This window comes from Lysinibacillus sp. NPDC056959 (assembly GCF_042674095.1).
In the GTDB taxonomy this organism is placed as follows: Bacteria; Bacillota; Bacilli; order Bacillales_A; family Planococcaceae; genus Lysinibacillus; species Lysinibacillus zambalensis.
Genome location: NZ_JBHURE010000008.1, coordinates 130,468 through 145,311, shown reverse-complemented (window position 1 = coordinate 145,311; position 14,844 = coordinate 130,468). Strand labels below are relative to the sequence as shown.

General features: G+C 35.3%; 9 protein-coding genes. 5 read left to right on the top strand and 4 right to left on the bottom strand.

Features of this window, described 5'->3' with window-relative positions:
* The first annotated feature begins 134 nt into the window (after positions 1–134).
* Positions 135–1,949, top strand: a complete 1,815-nt coding sequence (locus ACFTQ7_RS12175; RefSeq protein ID WP_386828969.1) for a methyl-accepting chemotaxis protein — start codon at positions 135–137, stop codon at positions 1,947–1,949.
* 263 nt (positions 1,950–2,212) lie between these two features.
* Positions 2,213–3,613, top strand: a complete 1,401-nt coding sequence (locus tag ACFTQ7_RS12170) for a TcaA 3rd/4th domain-containing protein (RefSeq protein WP_386828968.1) — start codon at positions 2,213–2,215, stop codon at positions 3,611–3,613.
* Positions 3,614–3,856: 243 nt separating this feature from the next.
* Here the strand turns inward: ACFTQ7_RS12170 and ACFTQ7_RS12165 are convergent, their stop codons facing one another.
* Positions 3,857–6,211 (bottom strand): M13-type metalloendopeptidase, encoded by a 2,355-nt coding sequence (locus ACFTQ7_RS12165; RefSeq protein WP_386828967.1) that lies wholly within the window; start codon positions 6,209–6,211, stop codon positions 3,857–3,859.
* Positions 6,212–6,664: 453 nt separating this feature from the next.
* Between ACFTQ7_RS12165 and ACFTQ7_RS12160 the strand changes: the two genes are divergently transcribed.
* Complete coding sequence (locus ACFTQ7_RS12160) at positions 6,665–6,904, top strand: hypothetical protein (RefSeq protein ID WP_386828965.1); 240 nt, start codon at positions 6,665–6,667, stop codon at positions 6,902–6,904.
* 22 nt (positions 6,905–6,926) lie between these two features.
* The gene (locus ACFTQ7_RS12155; RefSeq protein ID WP_386828964.1) at positions 6,927–7,526 is read left to right on the top strand and encodes a hypothetical protein; all 600 of its coding nucleotides are present in this window, start codon (positions 6,927–6,929) and stop codon (positions 7,524–7,526) included.
* 117 nt (positions 7,527–7,643) lie between these two features.
* Here the strand turns inward: ACFTQ7_RS12155 and ACFTQ7_RS12150 are convergent, their stop codons facing one another.
* Together ACFTQ7_RS12150 and ACFTQ7_RS12145 are read right to left on the bottom strand one after the other, a co-directional pair.
* Positions 7,644–9,287, bottom strand: a complete 1,644-nt coding sequence (locus ACFTQ7_RS12150; protein ID WP_386828962.1) for a thiamine pyrophosphate-binding protein — start codon at positions 9,285–9,287, stop codon at positions 7,644–7,646.
* Between the two features lie 36 nt (positions 9,288–9,323).
* Positions 9,324–12,101: a bifunctional diguanylate cyclase/phosphodiesterase gene (locus ACFTQ7_RS12145; RefSeq protein WP_386828961.1), complete on the bottom strand. Its 2,778-nt coding sequence runs from the start codon at positions 12,099–12,101 to the stop codon at positions 9,324–9,326.
* Between the two features lie 390 nt (positions 12,102–12,491).
* Here ACFTQ7_RS12145 and ACFTQ7_RS12140 point away from each other — a divergent pair, with 390 nt between their 5' ends.
* Positions 12,492–14,366, top strand: a complete 1,875-nt coding sequence (locus tag ACFTQ7_RS12140; RefSeq protein ID WP_386828960.1) for a leucine-rich repeat domain-containing protein — start codon at positions 12,492–12,494, stop codon at positions 14,364–14,366.
* A gap of 37 nt (positions 14,367–14,403) precedes the next feature.
* On the opposite strand, the gene ACFTQ7_RS12135 is transcribed toward ACFTQ7_RS12140, so the two are convergent.
* A complete protein-coding gene (locus ACFTQ7_RS12135; RefSeq protein ID WP_349660190.1) occupies positions 14,404–14,742 on the bottom strand; it encodes a BRCT domain-containing protein in 339 nt (112 codons plus the stop codon).
* Positions 14,743–14,844: the final 102 nt, after the last annotated feature.

The following is a 14,844-nucleotide window of genomic DNA, read 5'->3' as shown; positions in this document are numbered from 1 at the left end:
TGATTTGAAGCAGTGTATTACTATGAATATTAAGCCCTCCACCACAATAAAAAGAATTACAATATTTGCGTGAAGCGGGGATCTAATTGCAATTATGTGTATTATTATAGATAAAAGCTAAACTAGAAGGTGTAATGAAAATGGGTTTTCCCTTGATTGGAAGAAAAAAATTATTAAATACCAGTAGGACAACTAAGCGCTCTAGAAAAGAAAAATCTAGAAGTTTAGTATTTACGAGCTCGTTATTTCTCTCCGCCCTCATAATTATCGTTATCGGATTAATGATTTCCCTGTCCATACGCGATCAACGTGGGGCGTACTTTCGCCAATTTGATGAATATGGAAAAGTATTCAAATCCATAACTCAACAAAATGAACCTCTTGTTGCCGAAGCAACGAAGACAATTCTTGAGCATCAACCATTGGAGGGAAAACCATTCCAGGAACTCCCTAATATTTTGAATTCTATGAATTCCAATAATATGGTAGTGGATGTCTATTTATTAACACCGGACATTATCAAGAAGGATGGCAAAGAGTACTTATATAACTCAGAATATGGTCGGGATCCAGTTGAATATGCTGAAGAGTTAGGTACGTTATATGAAATAGATTCGGAATTTCTTAAAAGTTACGAAGATGCAATGAGAAACGGAAGCACATTAACTGATGTTTACACTGATGAAGGTGGAACTTTCATCTCGTATTTAGCGCCGATTAATGATGGAAGCGGGAAACCAGTTGCGTTGTTCGGTGTCGATTTCGATTACGGGATTGTTAAAAAGGAACTTCAACGGATTCTATGGACGAATATCACGGTTGGTATTTTTTTTGTACTTATGTTAATCGGGTTGGTTATATTCATTCTTCGTAAAATGTTGCGCCCGCTTGCACGTTTAGCAGAAGTGTCTGAACATGCTTCGAAAGGTGATTTAACGGTTGAAATTCCTGTACTGAACCATAATGAGATTGGTAAAGCTGCAAGTTCATTTAATCAGATGATTGGCGGACTTCGGGTATTGACCCATAACATACAAAATTCTTCGAATGAAGTTGCTGTATCTTCTTCTCAATTACAAGAAAGCGCTGCCCAGACCGAAGCAGCTACACAAGAAATCACAGGTGCTATTCAAAACATTGCTGTTGGGCTCGATGAACAACTTCGTCATACTAATGAGTGTCAACAATCAATGAAGGAAATGGGAATGGGTATTCATAGAATCGTAGATGCATCCTCCGTCGTCTCAGAATTGGCTTCGGTTACAGCAGATAGCGCAAATGCAGGAATGAAGGATATAGAAACAACAGTTGCTCAAATGAGCACAATTGAACAAAACTTGAAAACATCGGTCGAAGCAATCCATGGACTGAAGAAATTAAGCGATCAAGTTAGTGAAATAGTTACATTAATAGGTAGCATTGCTAATCAGACCAATTTGCTTGCACTTAACGCATCGATTGAGGCATCGCGAGCAGGTGAGCATGGTAAAGGTTTTGCCGTTGTGGCTCAAGAAATTCGTATACTCGCTGAACGGTCCAAAATCTCTTCGGAGAAAATAACTGACATACTCCAAGGCATCAGCGATCATACGAGTAAAACAGTGGTTTCTTTGGATAAATCAATGACAGAAGCCCAGGCAGGTACACACATCGCGAATAAGGCAGGGCAAACATTTAGTTCGATCGTGGAGTCGATTCAGAAAGTGTCCGATCAGATTGACGAAGTATCTGCTGCTTCGGAACAACTGTCATCAGGAAGTGAGTTAGTTGCAGCTTCACTAACAGTGCTGGAGGGTATCGCAGATTCATCTTCAGCCGACGCCGCTCACATCGCCGCTTCATCAGAAGAACAACTTGCAGCCATGCAAGAGGTAGCCAGTTTTGCAGCTATGCTTTATGGGCTGGCGGATGAATTGAAACAGAGTGTTGACCGTTTCCGTGTAAAGTAGGTTACTAGTTAAAAACGCACTTAGTTAGAACAGGTACGGAGAACCGTACCATAAGTAAGTGAAGGTTACTTCAGTTTGAGAGTTAAACATTTTATTTTTGAAATGTAAGGGGGGCTAACATAGAGTAACGCTGTGTGTTGGCCTCCCTTTTTGTGTATTTATTCTTTTGATTTGGGTGGTAGTTACTGTTTTTTAAGTAAAACTAGTACCCTTTTTCAAAAAAATGTATAATATGCTGATGTATATGTAAGGAGGAATAAAAAATGGATTTTTGTGTTCACTGTGGTTATCAAAATGCAGAAGAAACTAATTTCTGTGAGAACTGTGGTAAACCTATTAATTCGGTAAGGGAAACAAAATCTGAATCGAATAATTCTGTAGGACCTCAGTATTCTAAACAAAATGGAAAGAAGAAACCTATGTCGAGGAAGAGTAAGTTTACAATCATAGGTATTGCAGTAATGATCGGATTAGTTGTAATCGCAAATATTGCTATTACAAAAATGTTAGATCCGATGAAGCAGATTGAAGCGATGGATTCCGCATTGAAACAAGAAGATTATCAAGCGTTTTTAGAAGAATTCCAAATTCCTAAAGATTTGATTTATGATGCTGAAAGTTTTTCTTTGTATGTAAAGGAAAATGGGTGGAGCGCAATTCGTGATAATTTAATAGAGGAAGTAAATTCTTTAGAAAATGGTGAATTTGCAGATCCCATTAGTGATAGTCATGGTACAGATTTGATAACGGTTCTACAAAAGGAAGTCTTGTTTGGGCTCTTTAAAAAGGTAGAATTCAAATTGGTGCCAATAGAAGTCTACACTGAAGCGCCATTAAAGGATATAGAAATTATGATTAATAATCATAAAGTTAAAACGGATAACGAAGGCACACAATTATTGGGGCAGTATTTGCCTGGTGTTTATGCCTGGAGTTATACGTATGATGGCCAGTGGGCTAACTTGGAGAATAGCGGCGAACTGACAATCCGAGGAAATGGATCTAATAAGCTAAAAATTGATATTGATTGGGATATGACATCTTTAGAATTAGATTCTGACATAGAAGATGCAATCGTTTATGTAAATGGGAAATCCACTAAATTGACTGTTTTAGAAATAGGGGAAATGTACCCTCTTTCAGCTAACGATATTATAAAGATTTATGCTGTTGCCAAAAACTCAAAAGGTCAAGATGTTCAATCAAATATTATTACTTCAGATGCCCGATATGCTTACTTTGAATTTCCAGAAGATACAAATCAACCTACCTTTGAAGAAGAACAAGAAAAAGTTACAAATGGGAGTCAAAAAGATGAGTACATACAGAAGCTAGATTCGATTGATGCTGGTTTAGCAGATCTGGAGCATTTGTATACTAATAAAGATAATACAGAAATTTTAAAAGCAGAAAAAGAAACATATAATAGATGGGATAATATCTTAAACGAAATTTATGCTTTGTTAAAACAGCAACTTTCTAGTGGTGACATGCAGAGTTTAAAAGAAGTACAAATAGAGTGGATTAAAGACAAAGAGAGTTCTGCCAAAAATGCGGCTTCAAAGTATGCTGAAGATGAAATGAAAGAAATTACAAAGTATAAAATTGAAGCTCAATATACGAAAGAAAGATGTTATGAGCTAGTAAAAAATTATATGAAATAAACAAGTGAAAAAGAGAGTTTTAAAATCTATTACACAAGATATCTACATAAAAAAACCTAAAAAATTCTCTAAATAATTGAATGTGCTCTTTAAAAAGCAAACCCCAAGAATGCTGTGAAATCACCATTCTTGGGGTTTTTTATTTCGGTGTGTATTTACTCTAAAAAGGATGTCCTAGACAATCCCTTTGCCTTTATACACTGTTGTAAGAGCTATCAGAATTAGCTCTATCTGTTCGGATTTTTACCAGATGGAAACTCGCTCTTCCGGTGCTATATACATGCCATCTCCAGGCTTAATTCCATAGGTATCATAGAATTGTTGGAAGTTCACAATCGTGCGGTTTACCCGGATTTTATTGGCTGAATGTACATCATTTTTGCTCAGCATTGCTGCAAATTCTTTTGTAGTTGTGAATTTCCATACTTCTGCATTGCTTTCGAAATATGCTTTATAATCCGGACTACTCATTTGGGATACAACTTGCAATGAAGCTGCCATTCCACCTAAATCAGCGACATTTTCGCTTAGTGTAAGCTGACCGTCGCTCAATACACCGGGAATAATCTCAATTCCATTATAGAACTCAATCAGTTTCTGGTTTTTCTCTTTGAATTTCTTAAAGTCCTCTTCTGTCCACCAGTTATTTGCATTTCCTTTTTCGTCGTATGCAGATCCGTTGTTATCAAATGCATGGCTGATCTCATGGCCAATGACCATGCCAATGGCACCATAGTTTGCTTCAGGTTTAGCGTTAATATCATAGAAAGGCGCTTGGAGAATACCGGCAGGGAATGTAATTTCATTATTAAAAGGATTGTAGAAGGCGTTTACAGTATATACGCTCGTGCCCCATTTTGTTCTGTCCACTGGTTTTCCTAGCTTGGCTTTCATGTCATCAATGTATGCTTTGTTTACTGTGACAGTATTAGAGAGCAGTGAACCGCCTTCGTCATATGTCTTGATAGCTACTTTATCTAACGTCGTATCCCATTTATCTGGGTAACCGATCTTAACAATCATCGTATCCAGCTTTTTAATTGCTTTAGCTTTTGTTGTCTCTGACATCCAATCAAGAGATTTAATTCTTTCCTCATACGTAGCAATTAACTTCTCTACCATTTGCTCAACATCTTTTTTAGCTTCTGGTGAAAAGTGTTTCTCGGCAAACATTTGCTCCAAATATCCGCCCATTGTGCCAGTTGTCTTGGCTACAGCGATTTCTTTAGCTGTTTTTTCACCTGTAACGCCGAATAACGTTGCGTCAAACTCAATAGCAGCATCTCTGAATTCATCTGACAACGAACCGCTTGTTGCCATAATCAATTGCACTTTGGCGTAAGCTTTAAGTACGTTAAGATTAGTCTCAGTCAAGAAATCCGTGCCTTTTTGCGCCAGCTTCACATCGGTTACGATCACTTTATCAGCACTGTCGATTTTCATCGATTTCAAGACTTGTTTCATATCTACTGTTTTGAACATGTCATCGAATTGTTCGATTGTATACGGATTATAGTATTTATTGACGTCGCTTTGTTCATGAGGCTCAAGTGATACGGAAGCTAAGCTTTTCTCCATATCATATATTTTTTCGGCAAGTGCATTCGCAGCAGACTTTTCCTCGCCAGATGCCACAAGAAGTTTAGTCATATATTGAACATAGGCTTTTTTCGCTTTCGCGTCTTCTGTTACAAAGCTGTTCTTATCCAGAACAGAAGTTAATCCAGAGTAATACAAAGCATTTTCACTGCTGTTCTTTGCATCGTTCATGATTGAAAAGCTAAATAATGAGGTTAGACCCAATTCTTTCTCCAGGATAAGATCTGCTTGAACGAGTTCATCAAGCGTTTTTGCCCCGTCAATTGCCTTTACATATTTTTGGATGGGCTCCATCCCTTGTTTATTTCTACTTTTTGAATCCAACGCTGTCGAATAGAAGTCGGCAATTTTTTGTTCTTTAGTTCCTTCTGCGAACTGTTTGCCAGCGAGTTCATCTATTATTTTTTCTATTTTATCGTTATTTTGCTTGTGCAGCTCGGAAAATACGCCGTCCATGATTTCTCCTGCTGGAATTGCCGATTTATTTAACCATTCTTTATTGATTGCTTCATAAAAATCGTCATTTAAATGGGAGCCTTTAAGCGACCAAATTCTAGAAATTATATTTTGAAACTCATCGATCGTAATAGTGTCAGTTGCGCCTAATGTGCCGTCAGGGTTGCCCGCCAGTACGCCTGCTTTTGCCAGTTTATCGATATCTTTCTTAGCCCAAGCCGGTACATCGGAGAACTCGACGCCGAATGTTCCACTGCGCAAATCATTTCCGACAGGCTTTGGCAATTTGCCGAATGCTCTGCTCAACATGACTAAAGCTTCAACCTTCTTAGCTGGCTCATTCTCTCTTAAATCTCCATTTTTAGAGCCTTGCATAATGGCTTCTTTATTAATTCCTGGTTGATAAGCGTCTGCTGCCAGCAACAAGGCTTTTACAATCTCTCCTCTTGTCGCTGATGGCGACTTTTCATCGGCATACACCGATACGCTAACGGATAGGACCATTATTATGGTCATGAGTAAGGATAAAACCTTCTTTTTCATCTTCGTGCTCCTCTAAATTGTAGTTGTATAAATAAAGATAAATGGGTATAATTTAGAATTTTCTCCATTTATAATCCATTGTAGTTTATTTATTTCAGTTTGAAAATATGTAAGGAGTTTTTTTAAATTTCAAGAGAGCATAATTTATTCAATTTTGGCTGATAGAGCTTTTAAAATTTAAAAAGGATTTAATTTCGTTATTGCTTTTATTATATTCTGGAGTAACTTGTGTCATACAACTTGTGCGGGAAGTTTAGTTTTCAAAAAGGCGTGAAGGTTGATTACTTTAGGAAAGTAGACGAAGCACCTACTTATGATACGGTGAACTGTATCATAAGTAAGATTATTAAAAAGACCACCTATAACGTTGATATAACAATGTTTTAGGTGGTTTTATTAACTCTAAATTAAATTTATGATAATCTAGAAAAAGGAAATTAAGGATAAATAAGAATGGGAAAATTCTGGATGTTTGTTGCTCTAGCAGTAATTTATATAATTCGCATTGTTCTTGGTTTCTTATCGGGTGTATATCTTTTGGATGGTACAACAGCTTTAGATACAGAGAAAATCGACAACAACATGTTTAATGAACTATATGAACATGAAGCACGTCACCGTTCATTCTTTGTAAATATAAAAGTTAATGAACCGCGCTTAGACAATTTACAACAACGTATTATAAGTAAGTGAGGTTTTTATCGGAGGGTTAACAATGAAAAAAGCAGAAGTGATGGACAAGTATTTGGACTCTTATGGAAAAAGAATTGGTAGTTCTGAGATTTGTCATGTTGTAGATTTAGTTTTCAAGATTAATTTAGATGAGACACCTATTTTATCAAAAGAGAAGGAAGAGGTAGATGAGATTTCTTCATCAACAGGGAGAGAGGTAATAGATTCCTATCTAAATCAATATGACAGGGACATAACAGGGGCAGAAATTCGAAAAATAATAAATGAAATTTTTGGTGTTAATTTAGAAGCGATATCTTCATTAGAAGGAGCAAGAATTTCTTTATATTCAAAAGGTCAGTGGATTGTTCAACATGAAAAAGACTTATTTGTAGTATATACTGGAGCAAGTGATATTGACGTAAAGGTCTTTCCTACAAATTATTTCACTGAACAAACTGGGTTAGTAACATTACCTTCTGATTTACAACATGCTCTAACGAGTATAGGGTATCACTTCGATGAAAAAATCGATAGTTACTATTTCTCAAATCCAACAGGTGAGGCTGTTCCAGATGCATTTAAAGGAAAAACAATAGGCGCTATACTTGGTGTCATCCAACATTCATTCTCAAATTTATAAACAAACGAATACATAAATAAGTAAGTAATTGGAGATAGAAAATCTCTGTAAGAAAAAAAGTCATATAGGGGAATATGATTCCCAATCTATATGACTTTTCATATTGTTTAAAACCTCTTACTTTCCAAAGGAAGATAAAAATTTAACTCGATCTCCCATAGGAGGCGTGTTATTATCTGTTAAAACTACTTCCAAGACTGCTGGTCCATTTAAATTCATTAAGTTATTTATCGTATCTTGGTTAATATCTTCTAGTTCCGTTACTTGGAAATTCGGTATGTCCATAGCTGAAGCCAATGCACTAATACTAATTGGATTTTGCTCAAAAGATGGGTGAGTACGGTGGAACTGTAGAGCATGTCCATGGTATACCATTCCTAAGCGAGCATTATTCATAACAATAAACAAGATCGGTAGATTATATTCTTTTGCTGTTAATATTTCCATTCCATGCATGAAAAAGCAACCATCACCTGTGATACATACAACAGGGCGTTCAGGTTCAGCTAACTTTGAGCCAATGGCAGATCCAATTCCACTTCCCATTGCGCCAAAATGGACATTAATATCATAAGTATCATTATCTAAAACCTTCATGTGATGAATGACATAGGACATAAATTCACCAATATCAATTGTATATCTAGTGGAGGATGGTAAATGTTTTTGAATACTTAATAGAACGTTTTTCGTATTATATTCTTCCATATCTCCAAGAGGCTCTTTATTTTCTTTACCCTCAAGAGCAGTTTCTTTTGTTGTAAGCCCTTTAGTTCTTAACTCTTCTATAAGTAATAGTAAACTTAAATTGATATCACCTAGCACAGGTAAATCAATCTCATATTTTCGATTGAACACCGATTGATCATAGTCCATTTGTATAGAAAAACGGTTTTTCGTAAGATTTAAGTTGTAGTTATTTGTAGCTGTTTCTCCTAAACTTGAACCCATGATTAACAATACTTGTCCATCTCCATCAGCTATTAATTCTGAGGCAGCCTCGTGGCCAGCAAAGCCGAAAACGCCAACTAGAAGAGGATGATTCTCTGGAATGTATCCTTTTGCTTGCGGTGTTGTTAGAATCGGCCAATTTAGAATTTCTGCTAACTCTAGTAATTGCTCAACTGAATTTCTTACGCCTTGTCCTACTAAAATGTATCCGTTCTTTCTCTTTATTAGCTCTTCAGCTACATTTTTAATAGTATCCATAGCAGGAACTATTGCTGTTCTTTTTGGTGGAGCTGGTATTTCTATGTTTTGCACTATTTCGTGTTGAACATCTATTGGTATAGCAATATGTACTGGACCAGGCACTCCGGATATAGCGATTTCGGAGGCTTTTACTACTTCTTTCAGTAAATCCTTTGATTCTTTAACTGTTACACTGTATTTAGTAACTGGTTGAAAGATCGGCTGAGCATCCAACTCTTGAGAAGCATTTAAGCCGATTGTGCTAACTGGAACAGCACCGGTTAAAAATAAAACTGGTAAATGCTCGCGCATAGCATTAGCGGCACCTGTTACTAGGTTTGTTCCACCAGGTCCACTACAACCAATACATACGCTCATCTGGTTTGTATATTTTGCGTAAGCTGCGGCCATGTATGAAGCAGCGCCTTCATGCTTTGTTACAATCGGTGTTAAGTCTTTCATATCATACAGTTCATCAAAAAATGCATTGACTGAACCTGCTGGAATACCAAAAATATATTGAACACCGTTACCTTTTAAATATTCTAAGACCGTACGAGCTGCTTTCATTAAAAATCTCCCTTTTTTATAAAATAGAACGTTAAGTTAATAGAAATATTTTTTCACAATATCTTCAGCCTTCATGGGCTTACTAAATAAATAACCTTGCATTAAATAACAATTTTGTCTTAATAAAAAATCGGCCTGTTCTTTTGTTTCAACCCCTTCAGCAATAACTTCAAGCTTTAAATTTTGAGCGAGGGTAATAATTGTATTTGTAATCGCCGCTGCATCATCCGTTAACATCTCTTGTACAAAGGATTTATCAATTTTCAATGTGGAAATAGGCAGATTTTTCAAATAACCTAAAGATGAATATCCGGTACCAAAATCATCTATGGCTAAATTTACCCCAAGTCCCTTTAATTGTATCATTGTTTTTAATGTTAATTCTGTATTTTTGACAATTAGATTTTCAGTAAGTTCTAATTGTAAATACTCAGGTGACAAGTCTGTTTCTTGTAGGACATTTTCTACAATAGAAAATAAATTACTCTGTTCGAATTGATGGACGGATAAATTTACAGACATACTAATGAAAGGACATCCTTGGTTATGCCATTCTTTCAATTGCTTGCAAGCTTCTTTAAGAACCCACTCACCTATAGGGACAATTAAACCGGTTTCTTCAGCAAGTGGAATAAATTTATCTGGTGTGATCATTCCGTGTTCTCGATGATTCCATCTTAGTAAAGCTTCAACGCCCTTAATTTTGTTTGTTTTATAGTTTATTTGTGGCTGATAGAAGATAATAAGTTCATCTCGCTCTAATGCTTTATATAAATCATTTTCAAGCTTGATACTTTCAAAAGTTCTCGTATCCATTCCTTCGCTAAAGAAATGGTAGCTAGTACCTGGTGTTTCTTTTGATTTGTACATAGCTGTGTCTGCATTTTTGATTAACGTATCTGTCGTATCCCCATTATCAGGAAACAGGCTTATACCAATACTTGTTTTAATGTATATTTCATTGTCTATTAAGTTGAAAGGATTAGAGAAAGAAGCATTAATACTATTAATAACCTTCAAAATGTCATTTTCACATTTAATATTAGGCAAATAAATTGTAAATTCATCCCCTCCTTGGCGTGATACAGTTGCATCTTCTAGGACGCAAGTACTTAAACGTTTGGCAACCTCTTGAAGTAATAGATCGCCATAGCTATGTCCAAGCGAATCATTTACTAACTTAAAACGGTCTAAATCCAAATAGAGAACTGCTAATTTTTCTCCGTTCGCTTTTGCATACTTCAGCCCTTGAGTTAGTCTGTCTATTAAAAGAATTCTATTCGGTAAATTCGTTAAACTATCAAAATAAGCGTGGTATTTAATCTTTTCTTCTAGTTGCTTTCTTTGAGTTATATCTTTAAATGTGACAACTTCTCCTACAATTTTGTCTCCTTCTTTTATTAAGGAGGTTACATATTCTACTGGAAAGTTGGAGTTGTCTTTTCTAAAAAACACCTTGTAGCTGTTGAAATTAGTATTTAAAAGGGATGAAATAATAATTTTGTCTTCCGTTTCATTACCACTCATAATAATATCGACGGATTTTCCGATTAATTCTCGCTCTGTTTCATAACCTAACATGAGTGCACCAGCTGGATTGCAGAATGTAATGTTTCGATCAAGATCTAATCCAAAGATACCTTCACCTGCAGAGTTGAGAATTAACTCTTTTTCACGGCTAAGCTGCTGTAACTCCGCTACAACTTTTTCAAGCTCTTTATTTTTGACTATTACTTCTGAGGTTCTCTCCTCAATAATGATTTCTTGCTTTTCCATATATATAAGGTTTGATAATGCAGATGCTGTAGTGTCAACAATGGATTGAGCTAGCTGTAATTGAGTTTCTGAATAGAAAAATGCTTTTTCTTCAAGATTAACAATAGATATTTGCCCTAAAATTTCCCCCATTGAAACTAGAGGAAACATAACTAAACCGTTTATGCCGAAATTACGACAAACTTCATGATTAGGTCTTTCATCCTCAAATACATTTGGAATAAGAATGGCTTTTTTGGTTTCAAAAACCTCCTGCATTACAGCATCATTGCTTTGATCAATTTTAAATTTGTTATGTGTCTTTAGCCAATTTTCTTCTGTCCAATCACTTTCCTTACTCAACTTAGCCGGTTTCACTCTTTTTTCTGCTAAAGGATCTAAAAGGTGAATCCCTATATTTTTATTATCTAAAAATTTCTCTAAGTAGAAAAAGCATTTATCAAGGCTTTCTTGTAGTGAGGAGCACATTGATAAGTCACGTGTAACATCAAGCAGCAACTGCTTTTCGTTAATAAGGCGTTCTTTATAAGTTAAGTTGTTTGCATTTTGAATAGCAACAGCAGCCATATTCACATATGCCTCGACCGTTTGAATTTCTTCGTCTGTTAAGTTCATTGGAATTCCATAATCAAATAAAAAAACAAGGCCAAATAACTCTTGTTCAAAGGAGATGGGAAGAACTAATAAAGATTTAATATGGAACCCCTCAACTGCTCTGGGATCAGGTCGACTATCCTTCGAAGTATCAGGAATATAGATGGTTTTCTTTGTTTCAATTACTTCTTTTGCTAGTAAATCTATTTCGGTATCAATTATATGCATATTCAAAGTCCAGCCATTAATAACTGCTGGTTTTCCTACATATCCTCTGAATGTACCATCTTTTTGTGGTAAATAAATGCCCACAGAATCACATGTGACGATTTCTTCAGAAATTGCTATTGTTACCTGCTCTAATACTTCACGTAAATCTAGCTTCATATTAATCATTTTTGTTATATTAGCCAGTCGAGAATACCTCGTTTGTTCCATAGACATATATATGAACCCCCATTTTTATCCTTATCTTGTATAAATTTTTATTAAATTATTTCTTAATTCGTATCGAATGTCCCAGTCTTTTCATTTTACAGTAGTGATAAACAGGTAGGTAAGAAAATATAAAAATTAGTAAAAAAATCTTAAGAGCATTTTGTCTTTTTACTAGTAGCCTTTTTATGTAGGACTACAATCATTCTTTAAGTGAAGTATTCCTTGTATTTCAAGTAGCGAAAGTAAATTTAAATATATCAAACAGTGGTAATTTCTTGTGCGACTTTTTGTTGTAGGTCTAAAGGAGGGAGATAATTAGTATTCAATAGAAAATATTGACATTTATTTTTCGGATAACTAAACTTAATTGGAAATAGAGCTGGGGAGGGACTGCCAGTGGAATTCATTAAATTAAATTGTCCGAATTGTAATGGGAAAATTGAATATAAAGAGGAACAATCATTCAAATGTCCTTTTTGTGAAACCGAGATAATGTTGAAAGAGAATAAAGTTTATTATGTTGATCAGACGATTAATAATTATTATGGTACAACTTCTGCCAATAAAGCTACACGTCCAAAAACGAATTTAAAAGCTCTTTTAATGGTACCGATTGTAATCCTTTGTGCATTCCTTGGCTATTTCCTCTTAAGTAGCAATCAAACAGAAAATGGTGACCGTGAGAAAATATCTGTTCGAAAAATGCCTGAAAGCGAAGTTCTTTTACTCTTTTTAAAAGATATTTTTGATAAAGGTGAAGCTTTGCCAACTAAAGAAGAAATCGCAAGTATCCGTTATTTGGCAGCATACCATTCTGAAGATCAGTGGCATTTTGATTACAGTCTTGATGACCCATTTACAAATAAGCAAGCCAAAATTTCTAACTATATCATTATGGATAAGTTATTAAATACACAAAAAATCGAACAAAAAGATTTTGAAGCCTTTTCTGGTCTGACGGTATTGAATTTGATGGGCGATTATGAAATATCACAAAGTGGAAATGTAAGCTTCCGACATCTGGAAGGTTTAAAAAGCTATACAGGTAGCTTTAATGAATCATTTAGTAAAATTGCTGAATATTTTAGTGATAAGTCTAATGTTGTAGAGCTTTCTATCCAAATTCGGAGTAATGATGAACTTGCTTTATTATTAGAGTTTCCCAATCTTCAATCACTTGAAATTTCGTACTACACTGAGACGGTTACAGACTTCCCTCTGCTGAATCAACTGCCATTAAAATCATTGTCCTTAATGTCTGCCAATGATTTGAAATGGTTGTCTTCATTAACGGATTTAGAGTCGCTAACAATAGATCTAAGTGAAGCGACAGATTTTAGCTCATTCTATTCACTGAATCAATTACAAGAATTGAAGCTTACAGCGGTACGAAATTTAAAAACGCTTGATTTTATACAAAACATGCCCAACCTGCAATCGCTTGATCTTGAAAATATGGATATTACAAATGTAGAACGCCTTAGAAATAAGTCTTCATTGACAAAATTGCGTTTAGCTTCACTTTTTAAATTAGAAGTGCATGATATTGTAAACAGCCTGACTTCTCTGACCGATTTATCGATAACTGGTTATCATGGTGAAATATCGTCGATTGTAGCACCTCATTTAAAAAAAGCAGAATTAACAAGTTCTTTTCTCCCAAAGCTAGAGGCACCTGTTTTAAAATATTTGACTGTTGAAATAAGTGGAGCGCAGTCGTATTTGAATGGAGAAGAATTACTAAAATACCCGCAGCTAGAACAACTTACAGCAATGGAGGGAAGTGATTTCATAGGCATCGCTTCTTTAAATCGACTACCAAATCTGCAAACAATAAATTTAAATGAGACAACTTTTTATGAAGAGACGAATGAGTTATTCAATTTACAGCATGTAAAAAGGTTAAATTGTAATGAGTGTAAGTTTCAAATTGATAGTCAAAATTCGTTTAACAACAACAACCTGGAGCATTTAACTTTGAATGATGCATCTTTTCAAATAGACAATGGTGACTGGGTGAACGAAGTTGATAAGGTTATGCCTTACTTCGCTGGCTTTTCAGCTCTGCATTCATTCACTTTACAAGATAGTTCACTACAATCATTAAGTTTTATGGAAAAGTGGCAACAAATTGAGGAGCTTCACTTAGAAAATAATGCCATTTCAAATGTAGAGCCTTTGGTGAATTTGCGTAATTTGAAAAAGCTATATATTTTAGGGAATCAGGTGCAAAATACTTCTGTTCTAGACAAAGGAATTTTGATTTATTAAGATAATTTCAATCAGGAGATACGTATCACTAAGCTATTTAAATTTTAGGTAGTTCTTCTTGCATTGAAATGAGCCAATTAAAATCATCCTCAATAATTATTTGAATGTCTAAGCCGAGGCTCATTAACTTCTCGGCTTTTAATTGTTTTGTACTTATACCACGACGTTTGTTCCCAAGAATAAGGAAATCTGTATCCTGTGTAACCGCCCCTTGCATAATTCCTCCACAAGCTCGTACTCTTTTTGCAGCTTCTGAACGTGTCATAGTGGAAAGGGCCCCTGTAAAGACAATTTGTTTATGATGAAATGGATGCTTTAAACATTCTGATGGGTCAGAAAGTAAGATGACTTCTGTGTTGTCCTTATTGTTGTTCATGTTGACTCTCCTTGATTGAAATAAGGTTTCTACCTAATGTATAGGTGACATTGATTTGATTCTACATTTAAACTAGTTATGGGAAATCGTATCATAAGTAAG